The following is a 26,243-nucleotide window of genomic DNA, read 5'->3' on the forward strand; positions in this document are numbered from 1 at the left end:
CCAGTTATAAATTCTTTAATGCCAGCAAATAGGCGCCATCCAGAGCCGAACCCCGCGCGCGCTGCACCAGGGCCTGACACCAGGGTGCCAATAATGGGGTCGTATTGTCGGCTAAACCGCCCAACAATACCACAGGCAAATCATATTCTCCGCGGGTAGCGCGGATAAGTTGCTCAACCGCCCGGGCATGACGTTGCAGTATTTCTGCGGCCATATCGCAACGCCCTTGATAAGGCCACACCAACTCACTCAGGCCTGCATAGTCCCCTACCTTAGCATCGCTTAGCCACTGACTCAGCGCCTCGCGGCTGTGACCGACTCTTTGCGCCAGCACCTCGAGCAAGGGGGTAAGCGCTTGTTGTTTGTCAAACGCCTGCATCAGGGCCTGCACCAACATGGCTCCCAAACGGGCACCGCTGCCTTCATCGCCCAGGGTAAAGCCCCAGCCTCCGACTAAGTGCGTGCTGCCATCTGCCAGTAAACGGGTGCCGACACTCCCGGTGCCAAGGGCAACACAAGCCACCGGGGCGCCCAAATTGGCGCCATAGGCGGAGGTAATAGCGTCGCTGACCACCTTTACCTCGGCAAAGCAAAATGCCTGTAAGCGGCTGCGCAATTGCGCTTGATTATACGGATTCCCGGCGCCGGCAACACCGGCAACGCAATTGACCTGACTCGGCAATATGGCCGCATCGTGAAGTATGCTTGCCACCTGAGTACACAAGGTATCACAGCCCAATAGCAAGTCATGACCCAGTGACGAGCCCGGCCCTCTATGCTCTTGCACCACCTGACCATCCGAGTCATACAGGCGTAATGCCGTTTTTGTGCCGCCACCATCTATGGCCAGTACCCAGTTAGCCATGACGCACCTCATGATTGATGGGATTATTGCTTGATTGACTAGTCGCCGCGCTCACTGCCTGGCCTGCCGCTTCGGGCTTGCGACCAAAGGCACAGACCAGGGTGGCTAACGCGGTGCCGATACACAGCTGCCAGGTAAAACCTAGATTAAACCGCCACTGGCTCGGCAACAGCATCTCTTGCACATAGGGTTGCATCAACAAGGTGCCCACAAAGCCGACTATCAGGGCTGCGAGCACGGACGCTTCGCTGCCGCGTCCGAGGAAAAGACAAGTGAAGTACACGCCCAACAGGCCGGAGTAAGAAAACACCATGACACTCAGGGCAAATTTCAGCAGCGGCATTTGCGAATATTGCTGCCAGAAGTAACAAAGAACGGCCATGGAGCCGAGCGCCAGTGACACTCCCAACATGGCAAAGCGCCCCACCAGCACATAATGATGATCTTCTTTTTGTGCGTCGCCCTGCTGGCGCTGACGCTTTTCATGCCAAGGCCGGTAGATATCCTGCACCACCACGGAGGCCATGGAGCTGAGCCCTGAGTTCAGGGTGGAAATGGCGGCGGCGATAATGCCTATGGTCACCAGGCCCTTTACTCCGGCGGGAATTTCATTAAGAACATAGTGCATAAAGACGGTGATCTTCTCACCCTGGAATTGCCCGACATTGGCTCCATGGACAGCCCGTTCGGTGGCCCCCAGCATGATGTCGGGGCGCTGATAAAACACAAACAACAGCAGGCCAATGACGATAAACAAGAACATCACAGGGATCACCATGGCGATGGACAGCATAATGGCGCGACTGCCGGAGCGCGCGTCTTTACAGGTCAACACCCGCTGCGTCATGTCCTGATCCAGACCGAAGGCGGCAATGTTTAAGAGCACAAAGCCGGTCAGTACCGACGCCATGTTAAACACCCCGGCAGCGGAAAAATCTAGGTCAAACTTAAACAAGGCCAGCTTGGAGCCCTGCTCCGGCCCCGGGTTTTGCAACGCCTCGATAATGGTTGAGAAATCGGCGGGGATCGCCAGCCATAAACTGACAATCACGCACACGGCGGCACTGGTGTACACCAAGCACTGGATCACATCGGAATAGATGACGGTGCGAATACCGCCAAAAATACTGTAGGCAAGACCTATGATCACCAGCACCAGGGTGGCCATAATGACGCTGCTGGCGGCGATATTGCCATAGAGGATCATGGCCACGGCAATGGCGGCCATATACAGGCGCGCACCGCTGGCAAACACCCGCCCGAACAAATACATCAGGCCGGCGCGGCGCTTGGCCTTGGGGCCCACCTGCTGCTCCAGCAGCTCATAAACGGTATAAACACGATATTGATAAAAGCGTGGAATAAGCACCTGAGCCACCACCAGGGCCGCAATAAAGGCGCCTATATTGGTGGCCAAATAGGACAAATCTCCTTGATAGCCTTGATCCGGGCCACCGATAAAGGTGGCCGCCGATTGCGAGGTGGCCAGCACAGACACCGCCACCATCCAGGTCGGCATGGCATTACCACCGAGAAAATACTCCGCCGAGGTGTTAGCCTTTTTGCGGTTAAACCACCAGGCCGTAAGCGCGATGAGCAAGGCATAGGCGCCGAATACCAGCCAGTCGAGCGCTTCATAATGTGCGTTTATCATCAACCCGCCTTGTTATTATTTTTGTGGCCCTAAGGGCGGCAAGCGCCAGAGTGTTTGCTTTAGCGCATATTCCATGCGCGGCAATATCACCATCAGGGGTTGTTTGTCTTTATCCAGCCAGCGCAACAGGGCATCCATATCCGCCTCGGCCATGGCCGTACACCCCGCCGTAGGCTTATCCGCGGCGCGCCATAAATGCATAAAAATACAGCTGCCGGCACCGCTGATATTCTCCGGGTTATGGGCAACGATAATACCCTTTTTGTATAAATCGTCCTGGCTGTGAATATCGCGGCGCATGGCCTCGGATGAGCCTTCTACCGCCTTTTCACCCACCACCTTGGTATTCACCAACTGGTTGTAATAGGGCGAGCCGTTCACATCGATGCAGTAATCCCCCGCGTCCATGGGGTGATAATCCAGGCCGGTGGTAAGCGCATCCATATAACCAAAGGCATTCCCCAAACGAAATACTCCGGCGGGCGCCTTGCCATCTCCCTCAACCTTCTGCTGACCTTGCTGGAGCTCATGTAAGCCAATGCCCCAGGCCAGGCCGGTGCGACCAATCACCACGGCGCCAGGCTCCCCTATGGCGTGCCACTGGTTATCATCGCCGCGCTCAAACAAGGTCATTTCACCTTGGATATCCGTCCAGGAGTCGGTCACCACCACCGCCAGTTGGCGGTTGTCATCTTTAATGGGCTCGGGCTCAGCCTTGGCCCAGGCCGGGCCGCTACAGGCACTGGCGATCAGCATGATCAGACTGGTTAGTGTGTTATTCATTGCCATACTCCATTGGGTAGTTGGATAAGACCCTCGATGCCGGTAATTCCCAGGCCAGGACCAGTATTTAGGGTGATAGCGGGCCCGCAAAAGCGGGTTCCGCCTTGCACTGGGTCGTACTGGCCAAGAGCTGGACCGTCTAAATCTATCAGGCCGATTTGCTTGGCCTTGGCCGCCGCCAGATGTGCCGCCGCGGCAACGGCAATACTGCCTTCCAGCATACAACCGATCATACAAGGGCGCTCATAGGTGGCGGCGATATCGGCAATCCGCAAGGCACGACTGATACCGCCGCTTTTCATCAGCTTAATATTGATAATGTCCACGGCGCCACGCTCCAGCAGGGTGATCACCTGCCTGGGTGAGAAGGCACTTTCATCGGCCATGATCTTAGACTGGACCCGCGCACTAATATACTCAAGGCCGTCAACGTCATTGGCTTTTACCGGCTGCTCCACCAGCTCCAGGACTATGCCTTCGCTTTCTATAGCCCGCAGTGCGCGCACCGCTTGCTTGGCATCCCAGCCCTGATTCACATCCAGGCGCAGCGCCGCCTTGTTGCCCACATGCCGGGCGATAGCGCGCACCCGTTGAATATCCTGCTCAAGGTCATTGCCTATTTTGATTTTCAGCACATCAAAGCCTTTAGCCAAGGCGATATCACAATCGCTCAGCATTTTATCTATGGCATCTACGCTGATGGTGACATCGGTTTTAAGCTCGCCTTGATCACCGCCCAAGGCGCGATACAAGGGCACGCCCAAACCTTGCGCCCACAGATCATACAAGGCAATTTCCAGCGCCGCTTTGGCACTGGAGTTGGCCACTACGGCAGCGGCCAAACGATCGCACAGGGCATTGATATTGCGCACATCCTGATTGATAAGCTGAGGCGCAAGGACTGTGTTGATAATGCTTATTATGGATTGGTGGGTGTCGCCGGTGATCACCGGCGTGCTCGGTGCGCTGCCATAACCCCTTTTGCCACACTGGGTGTCGATTATGACCACCAGGTCTTCTATGCTGGAAACCGTGCGCAGCGCCGTTTTAAACGGGGTGTGCAAGGGCACCGACAAACGAGCAAAGCGTACCGACTTAATGATCATAGTGCACCGCCCGGAGCGATACGCTTAATGGCATAGGTTTTATCTAAATAGGAAGTGTCGGCATTTAAATACAGGGGTAACAAAGGCGTCACGGACACGCCATTGAGCTCGCCATCATAAAAACCGCCATCGCTTTTTAAGTAGCCAAGCCCTTTTACATCATGGATCACATAGGGCTGGCCTTGATAATCGCCGATATACATCATCACATGGCCGGGAATATAGATAAGGTCGCCGACCTGCATCTGTGCCAGCACCTGCTGCTTTTGCTCCAGCGTGGCATCGTCATCAAAGCGCCAGTTATAACCGTACTCTCCCTTGCCCTGCCATGAAGAATTACGCGGCATCATCACGCCAAAGGTTTTATAAATCTCGCCGACAAAACCAGTGCAATCCCGGGCGTTGTAGTCGTGCCCCCAGCCATAACGCTCGCCTAAAAACTTAAACCCCTGAGCAATGAGGTTATGCCGGGTAAGCGGCAAATAACCCAGACTCACATCGCTGGAGCGCGGCAATAACGCCTTTTCAAAGGCCAAAGAGCCATCCTCATTGCGCACCGGCAGCTTGACGATATAGCTGGCAAAGCTGTTTTGGCCGTGAGTGAGGTGCTCAATTTGCTCTTGTGGCATCAGCGCCAGGCGCACCCCCATATCCAGTTGCACCTCGGAAACCCGTGGTTTATTAGGCACAAAGCTGGTGTCCACCTTATCACCGCTGACAATGATGAAATCCTTGGCCCGCATATAATCAACAATGGTGTCTTTATCCCCCACGGCGATGGCCGACTTTTTCACCCAGGCGGTGTAGTTGTAGGTGGCCACCAGATACCAGAGCCCATCCGCGCTTTCATGCAGCACCGCCACCGCCTCACCCGGGAAGGCGCCACTTTCCTGGAAGCGATCCAAATCCGCATCCATTTCCGCGTTTAGCACGCGATCATCGGTGGGAAAGGTGCGTAACGACGTGCGCTCAACCACCATGCCAAAGCGCACCTGATTCTTGTCCTGCACCTGGGTCTTATTGGTGTTACCGTGATAGCGCGCAAAGTCCTCGTCCGTCAGCTGGCGGCCATCGGTATAAAACCTTGGGCTGGAAGGTGTTGAACTGGCTTTTTCCAGGTGTTGGCTCAGCTCGTCACGGGAGAGCTCATCCGCATAGGTGAGCGGATCTGTAACATAGGGATTATTGGCAATCAGCTTGCGGTTAAAGGCCTGAATTTGCCGCTCGCTCATCAGCGGCGCGTTATCCGCCTGCTGTTTTAACCAAAAAGCGGGAGAGAGCATGGCCGGCTGAACCAAGGGCACATCACTGACAAAGGGCGCCGTTTGCTGAGCGTAAGCCAGACCCTGACTGGACAGCAGCAAGGCCGCCGCAATGGCAGCACTGAGAATAGATTGGGCTTTGTTGTTCATTGTTATCTCTCCCCTTCGCCTTCGGCGTTAAGTCGCAGGTTTTAATACATGAGATTACTGTATAGTCGCAGGGGAAACAAATATTTCAAAGGAAATATTTGTTAGGAATATTTTATTAAAAACATGGAGCGCTTAAAGCGCGGTATGTTTTTATTGCGTTTGGAAGTTGAGTTTCTGAAGCGATGATTGTGCTTAAGGTTAGATCTTGTCGCGGTGGCGACGACACTAAAAGGGGGAATGATACGATTCCCCCTTTTAAATCCCCCCGTACCCCAGCATTTGCTTAATGCTTCGCCTGCCGGTGTTGCCAACGCACCGGGCGAAACTCGGCTATCCCTGCCTCGATTCGCCTAACTTGACCGTCCAAGGTCAAGTTGTGCTACCAACCCCGCCCAGCTCAGCGCAAATGCACGGGGCCAAGGCTGATGCATCACAGTTCTAAATCAAGGTGGTCGAAAGCTGTTATTCCGTTAAGAGCGAATAGGGAAGTTTGCCAGTCCGTTACTGGTTTTTAGGCATATTCTGGTTTACCAAATTGTTTATGAAGCTCTTCTGGCGTAGCATCGATGAACTCTTCATATGAAGGCGAGCCTTTGGCCATTGCCCAGCGTTCTAAATGCCTATTAATAGCCTTGATGTTACATTTAGGGCAAACATATGACCTTGCTCTTGGCTTGGTTCCCTCTAAGTGTAATTCTGGGTAGTTACTACACTTGCTACACATAGATTTAAAGTTCATTTGCGTTATGGGCTCTAAGCCTTGTATATAAGGGAGGGCATTTTTGATCGCTGCATAGTCTTCTAACTGATAAAACTTTCTAGCCAAGCTTATCTCATTTAAGCTCTTTATTTCCTTTAAAGGCTCAATACCGTCTTCTAGAGGAGTCACATCTAACACTCTTAGTGTTTTCAGGTTTTTCAAATTCAATAAAGGAGCAAAACTTTTAATCTTTAGAGTTTTCCCTGATCCATCCCAGCCTGGCAAAGTTGAAAGCGATATTTCTGATAAGGATTTGCAATTAACTACAGGGCCTAAATCTAACCCTTCAGCTTTAGGAAAATGGCGTACAAATAATGCTTCAATGTCCTGATGTTCGGACAATATCTCTAATGAAGTGCACTCTTCAATAAATAAGCAAATTCTACCTTTTGAATACTCTCTCTCTACTTTCATACTCTTCCTTGTATCTAACGCCTCATCATGGGGCTTTTACTTTTAATTTTTGGCTAAAATAACGAAATCAGTGAGAATAAGGCCAACGGTTAAAAGTCCCACCCTGTAACTGCTCGTTAAGTGCAATTACCATTCACGCCATTCTGATGCTATGCCATCACCTGAGCCAAACTTACTTGGATCTAAACCTGCTAATTTAGCCACTTCATCATATAAATGACACAAAGATTCTCTTTCACCTGTTTCAATAAAACCAGGGATTAACTTGTTTAAGTTATTCATTGCTTCAACGGAAGTTTTGAAAGCTAATATTTTTATTTCTTCCTCACCGTTTATGCCTAATTTCTCAAGTGTATTTATCAAATTAAGAAAGATTGACTCACCTCTGTTACAGTTTTCTTTACTGTATTGCGTCATCTCAAACTCTTGACCTGATTCATACCAAAATAAAAATGTTTCGTGGATTTCTTGCAAAATTTCCCTATTAAACACCTTTCTCTCCATTAAACATAAGTGTATAAGTTCGAATTCCCGGTTCAGGAAGTTATCCTTAACCTTCTTTCTTCGTACTGATAGATTTTTATTTAATAATAGCAATAAGTTATCAGGTGTTTTTCTTGCGAGCAATTAAGAAAAAGCGTGTTTTCACTTATTCGAGCCTTACTTGGCTCACTATATACGTTTAGTACCAGCAGTCTATCGAACACACCCAAACTAACAGGTATCAATTTCCCCGTTTAGATTCGCGCTGGAGAAATCGGCTTTTGTTGCGGAGCGCACTTGAGACAACGGAGCATGGATGCGCAGTTAGGTTTACCGAGGCAGGACGCCTCGTTAAACCGTGTCGAAAGCTAAGCGCAGCGTTTAACAAAACGCTGAGTTCGTAAGCATTAGCGAATCACGGGCGCCTTGGGGTTCCAAGGGGCGGTTGGCGCAAACCGCCCTTTGGTTGCCGTCGCCAACGCGACAAGATCTCAAATTGAAAACAGGTACCAACCAAATATAAAAACCTGAATTACAACAAAAGATTGCGAGTTGTCAGACTGAAGTCTGATCTACACAAACAACGAGGCTGCGGGAAGCTTTGAGATAAGAGAAGTGTGGCCTAGATTGGAAATCAACGAACCTCGGAGGTTCGCAGCCGCATGCGTTCACTGAAATTTAGGCATAAAAAAACCAACTTTCGTTGGTTTCTTCTCACTTCCCTCTAATGAAGAGAAAGAAGTGGCGGACGCAGGAGGATTCGAACCTCCGACCGCCTGGTTCGTAGCCAGGTACTCTATCCAGCTGAGCTATGCGTCCGTTATGTTCTTGAACCTTAGGTTCTAATTTGTCACTTTAATTATGGCGGACGCAGGAGGATTCGAACCTCCGACCGCCTGGTTCGTAGCCAGGTACTCTATCCAGCTGAGCTATGCGTCCGTTTCATAAAAAAGTGACTTTAGATAATAGACCATCTTGAAGAAAGATGGCGGACGCAGGAGGATTCGAACCTCCGACCGCCTGGTTCGTAGCCAGGTACTCTATCCAGCTGAGCTATGCGTCCATATCTAAATACAAAAACAACACCATTTAAAAATAAATGGCGGAGAAGGAGGGATTCGAACCCTCGATAGGGCTACAAACCCTATACACCCTTAGCAGGGGCGCGCCTTCAGCCACTCGGCCACCTCTCCGTCTTTGTGGGGCGTATAATAAAGGCTTGAGCAAATATGTCAAACACTTTTCTATGAAAATCAGCCTATCTGCTCAGAGATTGCGCAGCTGGCTATTTATGGCATAAAAAATGGCCTTAATGGGCCATTATCTCGCTACTTTTATTCTTTTGCCCGCCCCAAACAGGCTTGGAAGATTAAGCGCCGTTACCCAGTACCAATAAAGGAATGCCCTGTGTTTTTGCCTTGTCGTCCAAGTCGTTGTCCAGCTCGCGTAAAATCTGATCGCAGTAACCCTGACGTTCAAACTCGATAATGCAGGCGCGATAGTAAGCGGCGCGCTTGTCGTCCTTGGGTATTTGGGGCAAAAACTCTTCGTAATCCATTACATTATTCCTATTGTCGTTATTACGCACTTTTTGACCGACTTCTCTTACAGCGCTAAAGGGCTCTAGGTACTAGCAGAAAATTGTAGTGCATTTACTTTAGGCGCACAGTAGGAATAAAAGCTTGTTTTTACCAAGATAAAAATAAAGCTATTGAAAATCAAATAGATAAAACCATTTTGATAGTCTATGACAGTGTTTTTAGGCCTTAACAAGTTGGTTTTTGCGATATATCGCACAAGTAAGATCCAAAAACGCGGCCTTAGCCGCGTTTTTAAGGGTTAGACGTTATTAATTAGTCTTGCTCTGGGCGCATATGCGGGAACAAGATCACGTCTTTAATCGTTGGTGAGTCGGTGAATAGCATCACTAGACGGTCGATACCAATACCCTCACCCGCCGTCGGTGGTAAACCGAATTCAAGGGCGCGGATATAGTCTTCATCGAAGTGCATGGCTTCATCATCACCGGCATCTTTTTCTTCTACCTGACGGGCAAAACGTGCAGCCTGATCTTCGGCATCGTTCAACTCAGAGAAACCATTGGCAAGTTCACGACCACCGACGAAGAACTCGAAACGGTCAGTCACGAATGGGTTGTCGTCGTTGCGACGGGCCAGTGGTGATACTTCCCACGGGTATTCTGTGATGAAGGTAGGTTGAATAAGCATGTGCTCAGCCGTCTCTTCGAAGATTTCACACATGTACTTGCCCGCACCCCATACGCAGTTTTCAGGGATCTTCACGTGTACTTGCTTAGCGTACGCAATCAGCTGTTCCATGTGGTTCTCAGGGTCGGCAAATACCGCCGCATCGAACTCAGGGTTGTACTTCATGATGGCATCGGCCATGCTCAGGCGCGTGAACGGCTGACCGAAATCGTATTCTACGCTATCAACCACTTCGCCATCGGCATTCTTCGTGGTGTTTACAATCGTTGTTGTGCCCAACACATCTTGTGCCACTGTACGTAGCATGTCTTCTGTGATGTTCATCAGGTCATTGTAATCCGCGTACGCTTGGTAGAATTCAATCATGGTGAATTCTGGGTTGTGGCGCGTTGACAGACCTTCGTTACGGAAGTTACGGTTGATCTCGAATACACGGTCAAAACCGCCTACCACTAGACGCTTCAAGTAAAGCTCAGGGGCGATACGCAGGTACATATCGATATCCAGGGCATTATGGTGGGTTACGAATGGACGTGCCGATGCACCGCCAGGAATAACCTGAAGCATAGGCGTTTCCACTTCCATAAAGTCACGATCGGCAAGGAAACGACGAATACCTTCAATTACCTTAGAGCGAATACGGAAGGTCTCACGAGTATCCATGTTGGTGATCAGATCCACATAACGCTGACGGTATTTGGTTTCCTGATCCGACAGGCCGTGGAACTTCTCTGGCAATGGACGCAGTGACTTGGTCAGTAGTTCATACTCCTGCATATCAACGTAAAGGTCGCCTTTACCCGATTTATGCAATGGACCAGACACGCCAATGATGTCGCCGATATCAAGCTGACCGTATTTTTCTTTCAGATCTTTTTGTACGTCTTTTGAAGCATATGCCTGAATGCGGCCTTTCATATCCTGAAGAACAAGGAAAGGACCACGCTTGGCAAGAAGACGACCGGCAACGGCAACTTGATGGTCTAGCTCTACCAGTTCTTCTTTCGATTTATCACCAAATTCTGCTTGAAGATCAGCTGTGTAGTGTTTTCGGCGGAAAGTATTCGGGTGGCCGTTTGCACTACAATTTTCGCGAATAGCGTCGAGCTTGGCGCGACGCTCTGCAATTAATTTGTTTTCGTCTTGGATTTGATCTGTCATTTTCTAGCTCTATTAATTTGGCGTTAAATTACAGCCCTGATTTCAGGCTTGCTTCAATAAACTTGTCGAGATCACCGTCTAATACGGCTTGGGTATTACGGTTCTCAACTCCGGTGCGCAGGTCTTTAATACGCGAATCATCAAGGACATAAGAGCGAATCTGTGAGCCCCAGCCAATGTCTGATTTGGCATCTTCCTGCGCTTGCTTCTCGGCATTTTGCTTTTGCAACTCAAGCTCAAACAGCTTGGCTTTAAGCTGTTTCATCGCCTGGTCTTTGTTTTTGTGCTGCGAGCGGTCATTCTGACACTGCACCACGGTATTGGTCGGCAAGTGAGTAATACGTACCGCAGATTCGGTACGGTTAACGTGCTGACCACCGGCTCCCGATGCACGGTATACATCGATACGCAAATCGGCCGGGTTAATATCGATTTCAATGTTGTCATCGATCTCGGGATAAACGAATGCCGAGGCAAACGAAGTATGACGACGACCACCCGAATCGAACGGACTCTTACGCACTAAACGGTGTACGCCTGTCTCTGTGCGCAGCCAGCCATAGGCATATTCACCACTGATCTTCACCGTGGCGCCCTTGATACCGGCCACATCACCGTCGGTTGCTTCCACTATCTCGGCCTTAAAGCCTTTCGCTTCGGCCCAGCGTAAGTACATACGCAGCAACATGTTGCACCAGTCTTGCGCCTCGGTGCCGCCTGAGCCTGCCTGCAGATCCAGATACGCATCATTGCTGTCCTGGTCACCGCTAAACATGCGGCGGAATTCAAGCTGTTCCAGGTGGGCGTTGAGGTCTTCAAGCTCGCTTTGCGCCTCGGCAAAGGTTTCCTCGTCTTCGGCTTCAACCGCCAGCTCAACAAGACCTTCAACATCGTCGGTACCAGTTTCGAGTTTCTCTATGGTCTCAACAATGGCTTCCAGGCTCGATTTTTCTTTACCTAGGCCCTGAGCGCGCTCTGGCTCATTCCACACCGCTGGATCTTCAAGTTCGGCATTAACTTCTTCTAAACGCTCTTTCTTGTGAGCATAGTCAAAGATACCCCCGAAGAAGCTCAGTACGTTCGCGAATTTCCTTGATTTGGTTAATCACAGGATTCACTTCAAACATGCATGTTACTCCGCAAAAAATAGACTCACGCCCGCTTAAAATTGGCGCGTCGATAAAAGCGCTCGATTTTAACAAATAATTGTCGAATTTATTAGCGCTTTTATACGAATTAGTACAATTTTATTGGCCCTGGTTAGGGCCGTGTGATCAGCCGCGTTTTTGCATTTCCCGCACTATTAATTGCAGCGAGAACTGACCACGAAACTCATTGATATCGAGCTGATAAGCCAGATGTACATAACGCACCTGAGTATCGGGCCAGGCACGCACATCGATATTAAAGGCAATGGCATCGACAACCCGACCACTTTGATGGCGCAACACCAGCTTCAGGTGCTTCTCCCCGACGATCCTTTGTTGCAAGAGCTCAAAGGTGTGCTCAAACACCGGTTCGGGAAAATGCTGGCCGAAAGGGCCGGCCTGGCGCAGCAGTTCGGCAAAATCGAGTGAGAAGCAATCCGCCGGCAATTCACCATCGGTAAGCAAGACGCACTCCTTGGCTTCCTCGGTAAGCTCTTTGGCCACCTCGGCAACAAAAGCCTGCTGGAACTCGCTAAAGCGGGCTTCTTCTATGCTTAAGCCCGCAGCCATAGCATGACCGCCAAACTTGATGATCAAACCCGGATGCTGGGCATCGATATGGGCCAGCACATCGCGCATATGCACGCCGTCAATAGAGCGACATGAGCCCTTAAGCTGACCATTGTCTCCAGCGGCAAAGATGGCGGTAGGTCTGTGGTGCTGCTCTTTTAAGCGCCCGGCAAGAATGCCTATCACCCCTTGGTGCCAGTCCTGTTGATACAAACACAGGGCATCGGGAGCCTGATTCGTGCCCAAAGAAAGTCTGCTCAGCGCTGCCTGCGCTTCTTGCTGCATACCCTGCTCGATTTCCTTACGCTCAGCGTTCAGGGCATCGAGTTCACCGGCAATACGCCGGGCCTGGTTGAGCTCAGGCGCCAATAAACAGGCGATACCCAGGCTCATATCATCTAAGCGCCCGGCGGCATTCAAACGCGGCGCCAGGGCAAAGCCAAAATCGCTGGCGCTTAAACGAGCGCGGTTGCGTCTGGCCACTTCAATCAGGGCATCGATACCCGGGCGAGTGCGGCCACTGCGAATGCGCGCCAACCCCTGATATACCAAGGTGCGGTTATTGGCATCGAGCGCCACCACATCAGCGACCGTGCCCAGCGCTACCAGGTCCAACAAATTACCTAAATTCGGCTCTGCCTGTCCTTGTTGTTCATACCAATTCGCTTCACGCAGGGCATGGCGAAAGGCAATTAAGAGATAAAAGGCGACACCCACGCCGGCAATGGACTTGGATGGAAACTGACAGTCGTGACGATTGGGGTTCACTATGGCATCGGCATTGGGGAGGCGCTCACCCTGCAAGTGGTGGTCGGTAACCAGTACCTTGATACCCGCTTCTTTGACCCGGGCTATGCCGTTGATGCAGGAAATACCGCTGTCGACCGTGATCACCAGATCCGGCGCCAGGGTAATAATATGCTCCGCCAGCTCAACACTCAGACCATAACCAAAGTTAAAGCGGTCGGGCACCAGGTAATCAAGCCGGGTAAAGCCAAACATCTGTAAGCCCTGCATCAGGGTCGCGGTACTGGTGGCGCCATCGGCATCGAAGTCGCCGACAATAAGTACCTTTTCCTGCTTTTGCAGACTTGTAAACAGCAGCTCTGCGGCTTTGTCTATATCGCGAAATAAGCGAAAGTCATGCAAGGTGGTAACGCTGTTATCTATCTGCGCCGGGTCGCTGACTCCCCGTGCCGCATAGAGTTGACGAATAACTGGGTGTAATTGAGCGCTAAGATGAGAATCATCTACGCGCTGACGGGCGGTAATGGTAGTTTGCGCCTGCAAGGCTCGACTCCATATTTTTAATAGCAATTCTGTTACCTAGCTAAGCATTCTAGCGGGCTAAATATCATGCTCACTGCGTTAGAATATTTCCATGCAAAATAGCTACATAAGAAAAATTCCGCCTTGTTAGCACATCATTTATCCAGCGCTATATCTGCTCACATACTTAACTGAATTACTATAAAGACAAAAAAACAGGCCTGCCGCTAAAGCAACTAGTGCGCTCTAGCTAAGCAGACCCAATAATGATCTTATTAAGATTTAGATTTTATCTGGTCAATGGCAACACTGATGGCGGCAGCCGGTTGATAGCCAGGGATCATACTGCCGTCAGACAGGATAATTGCCGGCGTACCACTGATACCAAAGCTTTGTCCTAGCTGGTAGTGCTCCGCCACCGGGGCATTACACTGCTTCACTTCTTCCGGTTTCGCACCGGCTTTAGCCTCGGTCAGGGCTTTTTGCTGATCCTCGGCACACCATACATTCATAAGATCTTTATAGCCTTGTGAACCCATGCCGCCACGAGGGAAGCCCAGATACTGAACCGTAATACCGGCTTCAAGGTAATCCTCTAACTCACGATGCAACTTACGGCAGTAACCACAGGTGATATCGGTAAATACGGTGATCTTGCCTTTTTCTTTGTCGGCCTTGTAGACGATCATCGAATCTTTATATTGCTCCACCCCTTCAAGACGCACACCGCTTAGCGCCGCCTCGGTCAGGTTTTCTTTGTTTTTGACATCAATCAGGGTGCCCTGCAACAGGTAACGGCCGTCGTCACTGGCATAAAATACGCCGCGGTTGGTGATCACTTCAACCACACCGTCCAGAGGCGTGGTATTTACTTTCTTGGCGTTCAGACCCAATTGTGCAAACTGGGCTTTCACTGCACTGTTACCTTCAGCCACCGATTGCGCCGCCGAAACACTGACGCTGGTTGCCGCACTAACACCGGCCAGGGCCAGTGCGATAAATACTTTTTTCATAATATATGTCTCTAAAAACTTCTAGTCATACTACCTAGACCGTGAATCAGCGATAAAATTCACGCCCTACGCGTTATGCCCTCAACCTAAGCCAACTAGCTAAGCCCGTGACCTAAGCCCGAGGGTGATGAGTTTGATGCACTAATTTTAGTCGTTCGTTGGCCACATGCGTATATATCTGTGTGGTCGACAAATCGCTGTGACCCAGCATCATCTGCACTACTCGCAGGTCGGCACCATGATTAAGCAAGTGAGTTGCAAAGGCATGACGCAGGGTGTGCGGCGACAGATCTGATTTAATGTTCGCCAACATAGCATAGTGTTTAATGCGATGCCAAAAGGTTTGCCTTGTCATACCGATACCGCGCTTGGAGACAAAGACAAAATCCGTGGCATGTTTTATCAATGCCGGGCGGGAAAATTTCAAATAGCGCGCCAGCCAATCGAGCGCTTCTTCGCCCATGGGCACTAGGCGCTCTTTACCGCCCTTGCCCTTTACAAAGACCACCGCCTGATTCTGGTTTACATGCTCTAATCTCAGACCGATCAGTTCGCTGACACGCAGTCCTGTGGCATAAAGCAACTCTAACATGGCTCTGTCGCGCAGGCCCATGGCATCCTCGCAATCGGGGGCTGCCAGTAGCGCCTCCACATCTTCCTCGCTCAGGGTTTTTGGTAAGGATTGCATGGCCTTAGGGCGGCTAATGGTTTCCAAAGGCGAGCGCGTCAAACGCTTGTCGGTGATCTGATGTTGATAAAAGCGCTTTAAGGCACTGATACTGCGCGCCGTACTGCGCGGGCTTAAGCCGAGATCAACCCGATAGGCCAGATATTGCTCCACCTCTTGCGTATCTACATCAAGCAAGGCTTGGGGGGCGATAAAGTCGCTGAATTTTTTTAAATCGGTGCGATAGGCGGACAAGGTGTTGTCGCTGGCGCCGCTTTCAAGAAACAAGGCATCCAAAAATTGCTCAATATGCTCTAGGTTATCCGGGTTTGGCGGCTGCTTACTCACATCAATGGCCATGCAGATTTAGGTTAATTGCATCATATCAGATAGATACTCGGGGCACGATACGTTAGACTTCGCCCTATCAATGACAAGCGATGTGAAAACAATGAAGATTGGTTTATTTTACGGTTCGACCACCTGCTACACAGAAATAGCGGCGGAAAAAGTCCGCGACATTATCGGTGCAGACGTTGTTGATCTCTTTAATATTAAAGATGAACCGCTGAAAACAGCCGAAAATTATGATTTTGTCATTTTTGGTATTTCCACCTGGGACTTCGGCGAAATTCAGGAAGACTGGGAGTCGCACTGGGATGATATCAAGGATGTAAACCTGGCGGGCAAGGTGGTAGCCCTGCTCGGTATGGGGGACCAACAAGGCTATGGCCAGTGGTTCCAGGATGCGCTGGGCATGCTCCATGATGAAATCGCGCCACAAGGGGTGCAATTTATCGGTTACTGGCCCAACAGCGATGAATATGAGTTTGAAGCCTCTAAGGCGCTGACAGAAGATGGCTCACACTTTGTCGGTCTGGCCCTGGATGAAGACAGTCAGTACGAAAAAAGCGATGATCGTATTGCCACCTGGGTGGAGCAGATCATGACCGAATACGCCGAGCTGTAAGCTACTTAGGCTTTGTAAACTTTAGAAGCGTAAATAAAATTCACGGCACAGGTGGCGATAGTCCTCACTGTAATAGTCGCCTGCGTGGATCACCAGCAGCTGCTTTTCACACACCCCCGCTTGCCAGCTAAATTGCATTAGCCAACGACTGACTTCTTTGCGCTCGGTGCTTTTTACTTCGCACAGGCGCCGTAAATGCCCGCCCGCCTGCTCAGCTAACTTTACTAACTCTTGTCCTTGCTCACGAGGAAGGATCACCGCCAACTCAGTGTTTACATGGCCTACCCTTTGCCATAGGTCTATCAGCGCCGAAAACGGCAGACTGTCGGTATGACGCGCCAGATTACGCTTATCGTCTTGTGCTTTTAAGGCGTTATCAAAATAAGGCGGATTACTGATCAGCAGATCAAACTTGCTCTCACTGTCAAAATGCTGGGCATCGCCCTGCGTTATTTCTATCTCCGGCCAGGGACTTGCCGCCACATTACTCCTTGCCTGGGCGCAGGCATCCGGCTCTATATCCAGGGCTCGCACATCAGAGTGGGGCGCACGCTGCTTACACATTAATGCCAGCAATCCGGTGCCCGTGCCAACATCCAATATTTGCTGCGCCGAGCCCAGCTCCGCCCAGGCTCCGAGCATAATACCGTCGGTGGAAACCTTCATGGCGGTGCTGCATTGCGCGATAGAAAACTGTTTAAACTGAAAACCTGCCACTTTAGACCTTTGTGTTTGAGCATGTGCCACGTATAATTGCCTTAATTGTCCATCATTTTGACTCCTTTATGCAATTTGCCGATTTTGATCTTGATACCGCGCTACTCAACGCCATTGACAGCCTAGGTTTTACTAAGCCCACCAGCATTCAGCAACTGGCTATTCCAGAAGCGCTGGAAGGCCGTGATGTCCTTGCCTGCGCCCCGACCGGCACCGGCAAAACCGCGGCGTTTTTGATCCCCGCCATTCAGTACCTGTTGGACCATCCGCGTCGTAACCCAGGTTTCGCCCGCGTCTTGATCATGACCCCAACCCGTGAGCTGGCCTACCAGGTACATGAGCAATGCGAAAAGCTGGCGGCAGACACACATTTAAAAATCGGTGTGGTTACCGGCGGTATCAACTACGGCACGCATAAAGAGATCTTTGAAAAGAATAACGATATCCTGATCGCCACACCGGGGCGCCTGATGGAATATCTGGACACAGAAAACTTCCACGCCGAAGATGTAGAGCTGCTGATTTTGGACGAAGCGGACCGCATGCTGGACATGGGTTTTCGTAAGGAAATGCTGCGCATTTGTGAAGAAGCGAAAAACCGCCGTCAATGTATGCTTTTCTCTGCCACCCTTGAAGGTGACAGCGTCGCCAAGTTCTCCGAGCGCATCTTAAACGAGCCGGCACAACTGGAGGCATCGCCTTCACGTTCTGAGCGCGGTAAGATTTTGCAATGGGTGCACCTGGCCGATGATTACGACCATAAACTCAAGCTCTTGGTGAACTTGCTACAGCAAGAGAGTGTTGAAAAAGCCATTGTCTTTGTGAAAACCCGTGAGCGCCTGGAAAAGCTGGTTGGCGAGTTATTCACTCATGATATCAAGACCACCTGGTTGCGCGGTGAAATGCCACAGGATAAACGTATGGCGGCCATGGCCAGCTTCCACAGCGGTCGCACCAAGATCTTGATTGCCACAGATGTTGCCGCCCGTGGTATTGATGTTAACGACATCAGCCATGTGTTCAACTTCGATATGCCACGCAGCGCCGATGTCTATGTACACCGCATTGGCCGTACCGCCCGCGCCGGTAAAAAAGGCACCGCCATCTCCTTGGTTGAAGCCCATGAAGTGGCCATGTTAGGTAAAATCGAACGCTACACGGATCAGGTGCTAAAGCGTCGTAAGATCAAAGGCCTGGAGCCGCAGCACAAAGAAGCCAAGCTGCCGCCAAAGAAGAAAAAAGATCCGGAAAAGATGAAGGCCAAACGCAAAAAAGCCAAGTCCAAGGCAAAAAAGAAATAACCCATTAAAAAAGCCGCTCGATTGAGCGGCTTTTTACTGTCTCGGTTCTACTTACTTAAACACTTCTTCCAAAGGCACAACCTTGATGTTTTTGCTTGGAATAGCCAGCTTGTAGCTTTCGATTTGTTTATCTTCGGCCACTAGTTCCGCTGGTTTTTCGGTGTTGTATTTAAGCGGTGAAACCTGCTCGTTCGCTAAACGCGCCTTCATATCTTCACCATCACCACTGACAAACACATAATGAATATTATCTGTTTGCAGGTTCTCGCGAATAACGCGGTTTACATCCGCTACCGTAAGTGTTTCCAGCTGTGAGCGCACATAGTCGGCGAAGTTATCAGTGCCATAGAACTGGCTGTCTAAGGCGTAACCTAGCTGACGGTTTTGGCTTGCCACCAACTGCGGCAAAAAGTTAGTCAGGAAGTTACGGGTAGCGTTAAAGTCTGCCTCGCTCATACCCTGGCTGATCAGCTTATCCAGCTCGCGCAGTGCGGTACGGGTAGCAAAGTGGGCATCGTTATTTGAGCGCAGCGGACGCAACCAGACCTGGAAGATCTGCTCGGAGCGACCCAGGTTAGCATCCGGCTTGGTTTGGAACATGCCGCGCGGGAAGTACTCGATGTAGGCGTAGTCACCATAGTTCATACCACGCACCTGGCGAATACGCTCATACAGCTTGGCATTTGAGTTACGGTGCTCACCCAGGAAGGAACGAACCAACCACAACGCCGTCCAGTCTTTGCTTGAACGCGTAGTCTCAATTGGGAAACCAAAAGACACGGCGGTCGACTTAGCACTCTTTTCAATAATGGTGGCATGATGGCCGCTCAGTGCAGGCGCATCCGGGATATCTAGGCGGGCTTGATCACCGGCTGGCAACCCCTGCAGGTCACTCATCATCTGCGCTTTCACCTTTTCAGGCACGGCACCAATAAGGCCCAGATGCAGATTACGCTGAGTGAAGTTCTTCGCGTAGAAGGCCTTAACATCATCCAGGGTCAAGGCTTCTAAGTCAGACAAGTCACCGTAGTTGTAGGCGCCATAAGGGTGGCCCTGATACAGCTCGGCGTAGAGTACTTCTTTACCTAGCTCTTCATCGTTAGAAGCTTTAAGGCCCGACTCAATGCCGTCGATCAGCTCTTTCTTTAAACGAGCGAAGTCGTCTTCACGGAAGCCCGGGTCTAGCAGTTGGTCGCTGACCAGCTCATACCACTGCTCGGCGTTATCCTTGTGGATGCGACCATGCAGTGAGATCATTTCCTTATCGATTTGATAAGCAAAGCTGCCGGCAATTGGGTAAAGGGCTTTTTGAATTTCCTTGTAGCTCATAGACTGGCTGCCGCCCTTGGCCAGCATGGCCGCAGTTAAGGCCGCCACACCCTTTTTACCTTCAGGGTCGGCCGCAGCGCCGGTGTAGAATAACCAGTTTACGTCAACCAGTGGCGAGCTATTGGTTTTATCCAGCACGGTAAATAGCTGCTCTGTCGGCTTATTGTTGATATCAGCTACCAAGGTATCAAGCTGCACTTCGGCGTCAAAACCTGCGACTGCATCCTTGGCCGACATGGTGACCGTAGTGCGGTTGTTGTCGGTGAAGTACTGATTAGCAATGGCACGAATATCTTCAGCACTGACACTGTCGGCACTTTGATACAGGGCGTTGATCACCTCAGGGTCGCGCTCGAAGTGCATATAGCTGGCAAGCGTTGATGCGATCGCCTGCGATGAGTCCAGGCTGTTAATAAAGCTGTATTTAGCATTTGATTTCAATGCCGCCAACTTGCCTTCATCTACCAGCTGGTGCGCGCCTGGGCATAGGTTTGATTAATGGCATCACGCACCACTGCCAGGTTCTCTTCGTCATCCACCTTAACGAATACATGCAATAAGCCCGGATCTTTGGTTTCCGGGTTGTAGGTAAACATTTGCGAAGCAATCTGCTTTTCTACCACCAGCTGTTGGTATAGCTCTGAGTTTTCAGAGAAGTAAAGCTGTGACAGCAGATCCAATGCGGCGCGGTCCTTGGTATTGGGGTTCCACTCGGTGCCCTTGTAAGAAACCAACAGCCAGTGACCCGGTAAGCCCTCATACTGCTCATGCACATAACGCGGTGCTGCTTGCTTTGGCTCCACCGGAATATCAGCCTGATAGTCGCCACGCTGCCAGTTACCCCAGTGCTTTTTCACCATGGAAATGGTTTCTTTAGGGTCAACATCGCCGACGATAACCAGAGACACATACTCTGGCTTGTAGAAACGTTTAAAGAAGGTTTGGCCGTATTCACTTTGATCCGGCATGGCTTCGATATCTTCAAAGAAGCCCATGGTGGTGTGCTCATAGGTGTGCTTATCGAAGGCTTCTTTGCGCACCGCCGCCAACAGTTTGCGAATTGGGCTGGCATTGTTCTTAAGGTATTCGCCCTTAACCGTCAGCGCCTCGGTGCGGAACTGCTCTTCGCTGTACCTGAGGTTTTGAAAGACATCGGCCTTGATTTCCAGCACCTTGTCTAAATGCTGCTTAGAGAAATTAAGGTGGTAGTTGGTGTAATCATTGGTGGTGTAAGCGCGGTTATCAACACCTGAGTTTTTCATGATATCGGCGTAGACATCTTCCGGGAATTTTTCCGAGCCCTTAAACATCATGTGCTCGAAGAAGTGAGCAAAACCTGTTTTGCCTTCTTCTACCTCGTTACGCGAGCCTACAGAAACAGGGATCTGCAGCGACACCACATCGGGATAATCGGTTTTTACCACCATCACCCGCAGACCATTGTCTAGCTCTTCTAATACATAGTCCTGGGCAAATACTTTATTGTTCTGTTGCGCCGTTGCCGCAGCGGTACTTGTTTGCGTTGTCTGCGTGCTTTGACATCCGCCTAGCGCAAGCGCCAGGGCAATGCCTGAGGCAATAACCGATAGTTTCATCTTCCTATCCTTTAAGTCTGATTGTTATCTGATTTTTGATCCAATCCATTATGCAATAAATTCACCCAATGCGCGTAACCGACGGCTCATTTTGCTGTAAACAAATGTGTCAAAGGGGCGACGAGTGACCGAAGCCCCGCTTCGCAGGGCTCGGAGGTGGAGGCAGGGATGCCGACAGGAACCCAGCTTCATGGACGAATTATATGCACGATGGTTATGAACTCCCTCTTTGGTTGCCGTCGCCAACGCGACAAGATCTTAATTTGGAGACCGCAGTTGAGAAAGTCATTTGTAGGTCAGTGCTGTGCGCCGACAAGGTGAGAATGGTGCATATTTGTCGGCCTGGAAGGCCGACCTACAAGGCAACATGAATGAAATTCAACATTCATGAGTAAGTTTCACCAGAAAAAGGCTGTTTAGACGTCTAAATGGCTGTTATAGTGATTCCATTAACCGCATATGGGAATGAGGATCATGGCGCTAACACTGCAAGAGAAAATTGAAGACCCCCGCCAAGGGGTATACCTTATCGGCACTACACCACCGAAGACAGGTACGGACGATGGTAAGCTGCAAGCCATTGCCGAGAAGCTATTGGGTCGCTTGCATGAAATCGAATACGACGGTGTTATCGTTTATGACATTCAGGATGAAAGCAGTCGCACCAATGTACCTCGCCCTTTCCCGTTTAAAGAAACCATAGACCCACGTCATTACAGTGGCTTACTACGTCGCTTGTCGCAACTCGATGTGATCACTTATAAGAGCGTTGCCCAGCGCAGCGCCGGTGAGTTTAATCAGTGGTTAGATACCACCTATCAGGAATATAAACTTAATAACCTGGTGTTGGTCGGCAGCCCATCCTCAACCGGTGAAGTTAAACTAAGCCTAAATGATGCTTATACCCATATTGATGCACACGACCATGATTTCTTTTTAGGTGGTGTAACCATAGCCGAGCGCCATGCCAGCAAGGGTAATGAACACGAGCGTCTGCTGACGAAGACAGAGCAAGGTTGTAAGTTCTTTATCTCGCAAGCTGTCTACAATGCGCAAGCGACCATAGATTTGATCACCAGTTATGCCCGCAGTTGTCGCCAGCAAGGTCTGACACCGCAACGTATTATTCTGACCTTTACGCCCTGCGGCGGTGAAACCACCTTGGACTTTATGGAGTGGTTAGGCATTTCCGTGCCCGAAGCGACCAAGTGGCGCATGCTCGATGCAGACAACACCTTAAGTGAATCGGTGCGGATTTGCCGCGAGAACCTGGATTTAATTCTGCGCAGCTGTGCCCATTTAGGCGTGCCTTTAGGCTTGAATATTGAGTCTTTAACCAACCGTAAAGAAGAGATCGATGCGTCGATTAATCTTTACCGTTTGCTTAAAGCGACCATGGAGCTGAGCCTGGCCGAGCGCCTTATCGCTTAAGCCGTAAGCTAACATTAGCGATTTACCCATCATACCAATTCTGTTAAGTATGTGATCAGAGATAGCGCTGGATAAATGATATGATAACAAGGCGGGATTTTTCTTATGTAGTTATTCTACATAGAAAAATTCCAACACAGTTAGCATGATATTTAGCCCGCTAGAATGATTAGCTATTTAAGTGAATTGGTAACCTTCTTTTGCCCATAAAAAAACAGCGCCATGTTCTGCATAGCGCTGTTTTTTTTATTTTTTATTTTTTATAGGTGCTTGGTTGTTACTTTTTACGCCACTGGCCATCGACCTTAACCATGTGTCCGGCGGCAGTCTTTTCAATGGCTTTAGCACCGGCCAGAGCTTCAACCTGACTTAGGCTAATGCCGTTTTTCTTGGCCATGGCCAGGTATTTGGCCTTTCGCTTAGCATTGATCTCGGTGATCAACTGCTGCGCCTCGGCAGAGGTGTGCACCAACTCCAGGTAACCAGTACTGGTTTCACCGACTATGCCCTGATCTTTAGCCTGATCTAAGGTTAGCGCCCAAGCACTAAAGGCCAACATGGTCGCACTGAGTAACATGGTCCATTTAACTAGTTTCATATTCGCCTCCTAAAATAGCTCGCTGTCGTCACCGAAAAGCTCATCGAGCTCTTTGTCTACTTTAACGCGGATTTCATGATCCACTTTAACATTTAGGTTGATGGTGATCGGCTCTTTACTTTCCACCTCGACCTTATGGGTACAGCCCATTAAGGTTAACGCGCCGACCAAGGCCACCAGCATTCGCGTACTCATTGCTTTACTCCTTCGCTTGATACTCTCGCTCTACTCTTTTGGTGATTTCGTCACTTAAGCGCAGCGCTCTGAATAAGGTATAGATATTTTCCTGATGATTATAGTTAAAATTAACTTCTTGTTGATGCTCGGGATTTTCTCCCTTTAGTTGCATCGCCATAGTTAACCAACCATCATGGGTTAAATCAACATCGGCATTAATACTGTTAATATCCAAGTTTTCCAACATGGCCAACATGGGCCCTAACTGTTGCTGCTGCTCCTTGACCGCATTAAAGGCGGCGTTGTTATCTATGGTCAGCTTGCCCGCGGCCTGGGAATAGATACGGCCATTTTCTATGCTCACCCCCTGCTCGTTAAAACGCAGCGGCAACTCTGCGGCCAACAACCCTTTCACACTAATGCCCTGCTGTGGCTCCAGGGCCAAAACATTTTCTGCACGGATCCCATCAAGGCGCAGCAGGGCCGGTTTGCGTTCCTTTTCCAGGCCAGTTAAATAGAGTTTATCCAAGGCAAAACGGCCATCGAAGAGCTTGCCCTGCACCTGGCTGACATAGAAATCCTTATCCATCCCCAGCTCACCAGATACCTCTTTAAGTATCGGACCGGCACGCACTTCACTTAGGGTAAACTTAGTCGTTTCGAGCTGAAGTGCGCCTGAATTCACACTGCCTGTCGGGGCCATGTTAAGAGACTGAGCCAGGTAATTCTGATACAAAATCTCGGCGTTATTAATATCCATTTGCCAGTCAAAGCGCTCTAGCAGCGCATCACCCTCAAGATGCAATGACATGGTGCCGCCGCCGAACACCAGTTCTGGCTCAAGCTGCTGTACCAAGGGCATAAAAGAGCTCATTTCGGTGTCATTAACAACCAGATTCAAGGCATGGGCGTTGTCGCTCCAATTATGTTTAAGTAGCGCCTCAACTCCTTGCCAAGAAGCAAGGTGAGTGCCCTCGATAACTCGGCCGATGGCTAAATTGCTATCGAGCTTAAGGCCGCTTACACGCACACCTTTAACCTCAAAATCCGCTACCTGACTTTGCACCTCCACCTTAGCCTGTCGCTCGCCATTACCGAGCGCATTAGCACCGATTTGATATTGCTGCGTCAGGGTACGCGCCTTCAACTGCGGGCTGTTAAGCACAGCTACCGATGTGGTGAGTTCGGCTTCTACCTGGCCATCAAGATCCAGGGCTGCATCCAGGGTCAGCGCCAGGCTCTTTAACTGATAATCCTGATAGCTTAAGGCGGGGGTTTTTACATCAGCGCGCATCCACCCGGAGCCCAGATAATCGTAACCAAACTGGCCTTGTGCCTGCAGCGGCTGATATTCGAGTTCGGGTTGCGGCGGCAATGCTACTTGACCTAGGAAGTGCCCCTGCACTTGCTTATCGGTCAGGGTGCCCTGGCTTTGCAGCGAGCCGATACTGGCCAATTGCGCCGCCAACAGATACTCACTGCTTAAGGTCAGGGTTTGCCAGTTGCCCTGGCTGTTGTTTGCTTCAATAAGCACGGATTGCCCTCCCGCCCGGTTAGCCATGCTCAGCTCAGGCAAGTTAAACTCACCGTTCATATGCACTGTTAATGGCTGTCGGCTATTAAGCTGCCAGCGAGTTTCGGCCAACTCTCCCAGGTAGGCGCTGTACTTATCAAGTGCCTGACAATGACTCAAAGCTCCGAGCTCGGTACTCAGCTGTTGTGCCGTAATAAGGTATTGCTGCATATCCTCGGATTGAATATGCACCTGGCCCCGACTGGCGAGCTGCCATAAACAATGCGGCTCGCTGCGCAGCTCACCATCAAGATGCAGGGCTAAAGTTGCATCCAGGCTATTACCCCAAAACTCGCCTTTGAGCGCTAATTGGGCCACATCCGCATGCCAGTCCAGGGCATGATTTTGCTGTGTTTTAATATACTCGCCCAACACCTTAGTGAAATCACGAGCAAGGGCTACGTCTACCTCAATGGCATCAGCTTTGAGCAACCATTGGCCCTGGATATCACCCGTGATTTGAAAATGATTGATTTGGGTTTCTTCAATAGCAAAGGTCATGGGGCGACTGAAGTCGACAAAGCTGACCTTGGCTTCGGCTATGCTCAGTAAAGGTCTTTTTAGGGGCAGCAATAAGGCCAAGGGTGCCGGTTGCCAGGGGCTGGCTTGTTTATCCTGGTCATCATCGCTGGCGATGGGACCCGCTTGAACATGGGCTCTCGCTATATGCAGGGCCGTCGGCGTTAGGGTGACGTCTTCCAAGGTCAAAGAATGACCCTGATATTCGAGGCACAGCCGGTCGGCATCTATGGCTAACAACTGGGAGCCCCATTGCCAGCGCGCGCAGGTCAGCGTGGCGCCCTGATGCTGCAAATAATGCTTGGCCAGCATATGGGTGAGTTCGCTGCGAAACCCATAGGCCACCGCAAGCGCGGTGACAAGCACTAAGATTACTCCAAGTAATATTAAAAAAGCCTTCCGCAGCATAGCCTTCCTTTAGCTTAACCTTTGGCTTAATACTAACACGGAGAAACTGAATACGCCGCACACAAAAAAGGCTGCAAATGCAGCCTTTTTGT

Annotated in this window: 20 protein-coding genes, 4 tRNA genes and 1 pseudogene; 3 read left to right on the forward strand and 22 right to left on the reverse strand. The window is 50.3% G+C overall.

The window, feature by feature from the left end; translation table 11 throughout:
* Nucleotides 1-4: 4 nt before the first annotated feature.
* The 17 genes from C2M17_RS11115 to xerD form a co-directional block, all read right to left on the reverse strand.
* Complete coding sequence (locus tag C2M17_RS11115; RefSeq protein WP_158684012.1) at nt 5-865, reverse strand: BadF/BadG/BcrA/BcrD ATPase family protein; 861 nt, start codon at nt 863-865, stop codon at nt 5-7.
* Entirely contained in the window at nt 858-2,516 is a 1,659-nt protein-coding gene (locus C2M17_RS11120; protein ID WP_105200868.1) for a sodium:solute symporter, read from the reverse strand. Before C2M17_RS11120 ends, C2M17_RS11115 begins: the two co-directional genes overlap by 8 nt.
* 18 nt (nt 2,517-2,534) lie before the next feature.
* Nucleotides 2,535-3,302 carry a L,D-transpeptidase family protein gene (locus tag C2M17_RS11125; protein ID WP_233997968.1) on the reverse strand — a complete coding sequence of 256 codons (768 nt, stop codon included), beginning with the start codon at nt 3,300-3,302 and terminating at the stop codon, nt 2,535-2,537.
* Complete coding sequence (locus tag C2M17_RS11130; RefSeq protein WP_105200820.1) at nt 3,299-4,408, reverse strand: dipeptide epimerase; 1,110 nt, start codon at nt 4,406-4,408, stop codon at nt 3,299-3,301. The genes C2M17_RS11125 and C2M17_RS11130 overlap by 4 nt, the downstream gene beginning before the upstream one ends.
* Nucleotides 4,405-5,820, reverse strand: a complete 1,416-nt coding sequence (locus C2M17_RS11135; protein WP_105200821.1) for an SH3 domain-containing protein — start codon at nt 5,818-5,820, stop codon at nt 4,405-4,407. Before C2M17_RS11135 ends, C2M17_RS11130 begins: the two co-directional genes overlap by 4 nt.
* Nucleotides 5,821-6,331: 511 nt before the next feature.
* Nucleotides 6,332-6,994 carry a hypothetical protein gene (locus C2M17_RS11140; protein ID WP_105200822.1) on the reverse strand — a complete coding sequence of 221 codons (663 nt, stop codon included), beginning with the start codon at nt 6,992-6,994 and terminating at the stop codon, nt 6,332-6,334.
* A gap of 126 nt (nt 6,995-7,120) precedes the next feature.
* A complete protein-coding gene (locus C2M17_RS11145) occupies nt 7,121-7,486 on the reverse strand; it encodes a hypothetical protein (protein WP_105200823.1) in 366 nt (121 codons plus the stop codon).
* 733 nt (nt 7,487-8,219) lie between these two features.
* A tRNA-Arg gene (locus C2M17_RS11150) sits at nt 8,220-8,296 on the reverse strand.
* Between the two features lie 43 nt (nt 8,297-8,339).
* Nucleotides 8,340-8,416: transfer RNA gene (locus C2M17_RS11155), tRNA-Arg, on the reverse strand.
* 47 nt (nt 8,417-8,463) lie between these two features.
* Nucleotides 8,464-8,540 (reverse strand) — tRNA-Arg (locus C2M17_RS11160).
* Between the two features lie 37 nt (nt 8,541-8,577).
* Nucleotides 8,578-8,670, reverse strand: a tRNA-Ser gene (locus C2M17_RS11165).
* Between the two features lie 176 nt (nt 8,671-8,846).
* A complete protein-coding gene (locus C2M17_RS11170; protein ID WP_105200824.1) occupies nt 8,847-9,035 on the reverse strand; it encodes a hypothetical protein in 189 nt (62 codons plus the stop codon).
* A 295-nt stretch (nt 9,036-9,330) separates the two neighbouring features.
* Entirely contained in the window at nt 9,331-10,866 is a 1,536-nt protein-coding gene (gene lysS / locus C2M17_RS11175; protein WP_105200825.1) for a lysine--tRNA ligase, read from the reverse strand.
* A 28-nt stretch (nt 10,867-10,894) separates the two neighbouring features.
* Nucleotides 10,895-11,993 (reverse strand): peptide chain release factor 2 gene (prfB, locus tag C2M17_RS11180; protein ID WP_105200826.1). Its coding sequence is split into 2 segments (ribosomal slippage): nt 10,895-11,917 and nt 11,919-11,993, totalling 1,098 coding nucleotides; the frame shifts between segments, so codons are not numbered across the junction.
* Nucleotides 11,994-12,140: 147 nt separating this feature from the next.
* Complete coding sequence (gene recJ / locus C2M17_RS11185) at nt 12,141-13,874, reverse strand: single-stranded-DNA-specific exonuclease RecJ (protein ID WP_233997969.1); 1,734 nt, start codon at nt 13,872-13,874, stop codon at nt 12,141-12,143.
* A gap of 254 nt (nt 13,875-14,128) precedes the next feature.
* Nucleotides 14,129-14,866, reverse strand: coding sequence for a bifunctional protein-disulfide isomerase/oxidoreductase DsbC (dsbC, locus tag C2M17_RS11190; RefSeq protein WP_105200827.1), 738 nt, complete (start codon nt 14,864-14,866; stop codon nt 14,129-14,131).
* Between the two features lie 112 nt (nt 14,867-14,978).
* Nucleotides 14,979-15,893, reverse strand: coding sequence for a site-specific tyrosine recombinase XerD (gene xerD / locus C2M17_RS11195; protein WP_105200828.1), 915 nt, complete (start codon nt 15,891-15,893; stop codon nt 14,979-14,981).
* A gap of 91 nt (nt 15,894-15,984) precedes the next feature.
* On the opposite strand from xerD, the gene fldB reads away from it, so the two are divergent.
* Nucleotides 15,985-16,503: a flavodoxin FldB gene (gene fldB / locus C2M17_RS11200; RefSeq protein ID WP_105200829.1), complete on the forward strand. Its 519-nt coding sequence runs from the start codon at nt 15,985-15,987 to the stop codon at nt 16,501-16,503.
* Between the two features lie 21 nt (nt 16,504-16,524).
* Here the strand turns inward: fldB and C2M17_RS11205 are convergent, their stop codons facing one another.
* On the reverse strand, nt 16,525-17,250 hold the full coding sequence (locus C2M17_RS11205; RefSeq protein WP_325050671.1) for a tRNA1(Val) (adenine(37)-N6)-methyltransferase: 726 nt from the start codon (nt 17,248-17,250) through the stop codon (nt 16,525-16,527).
* Nucleotides 17,251-17,288: 38 nt separating this feature from the next.
* Here C2M17_RS11205 and srmB point away from each other — a divergent pair, with 38 nt between their 5' ends.
* Nucleotides 17,289-18,521, forward strand: a complete 1,233-nt coding sequence (gene srmB, locus C2M17_RS11210; RefSeq protein ID WP_105200870.1) for an ATP-dependent RNA helicase SrmB — start codon at nt 17,289-17,291, stop codon at nt 18,519-18,521.
* Between the two features lie 51 nt (nt 18,522-18,572).
* On the opposite strand, the pseudogene C2M17_RS11215 reads toward srmB, so the two are convergent.
* Nucleotides 18,573-21,445: pseudogene (locus tag C2M17_RS11215) on the reverse strand (M16 family metallopeptidase).
* Between the two features lie 474 nt (nt 21,446-21,919).
* Between C2M17_RS11215 and C2M17_RS11220 the strand changes: the two are divergent.
* Nucleotides 21,920-22,876 carry a methylenetetrahydrofolate reductase gene (locus C2M17_RS11220; RefSeq protein WP_105200831.1) on the forward strand — a complete coding sequence of 319 codons (957 nt, stop codon included), beginning with the start codon at nt 21,920-21,922 and terminating at the stop codon, nt 22,874-22,876.
* A gap of 277 nt (nt 22,877-23,153) precedes the next feature.
* On the opposite strand, the gene C2M17_RS11225 is transcribed toward C2M17_RS11220, so the two are convergent.
* The 3 genes from C2M17_RS11225 to C2M17_RS11235 are packed head-to-tail and all read right to left on the reverse strand — an operon-like array spanning nt 23,154 to nt 26,109.
* Nucleotides 23,154-23,474 (reverse strand): YdbL family protein, encoded by a 321-nt coding sequence (locus C2M17_RS11225; RefSeq protein ID WP_105200832.1) that lies wholly within the window; start codon nt 23,472-23,474, stop codon nt 23,154-23,156.
* A gap of 9 nt (nt 23,475-23,483) precedes the next feature.
* Nucleotides 23,484-23,669 carry a YnbE family lipoprotein gene (locus C2M17_RS11230; protein WP_425416044.1) on the reverse strand — a complete coding sequence of 62 codons (186 nt, stop codon included), beginning with the start codon at nt 23,667-23,669 and terminating at the stop codon, nt 23,484-23,486.
* 4 nt (nt 23,670-23,673) lie between these two features.
* Nucleotides 23,674-26,109 carry a YdbH domain-containing protein gene (locus C2M17_RS11235; protein WP_158684013.1) on the reverse strand — a complete coding sequence of 812 codons (2,436 nt, stop codon included), beginning with the start codon at nt 26,107-26,109 and terminating at the stop codon, nt 23,674-23,676.
* Between the last annotated feature and the right edge of the window lie 134 nt (nt 26,110-26,243).

Origin of the sequence: Pseudoalteromonas sp. T1lg10 (genome assembly GCF_002964545.1) — a bacterium.
Classification (GTDB): domain Bacteria; phylum Pseudomonadota; class Gammaproteobacteria; order Enterobacterales; family Alteromonadaceae; genus Pseudoalteromonas.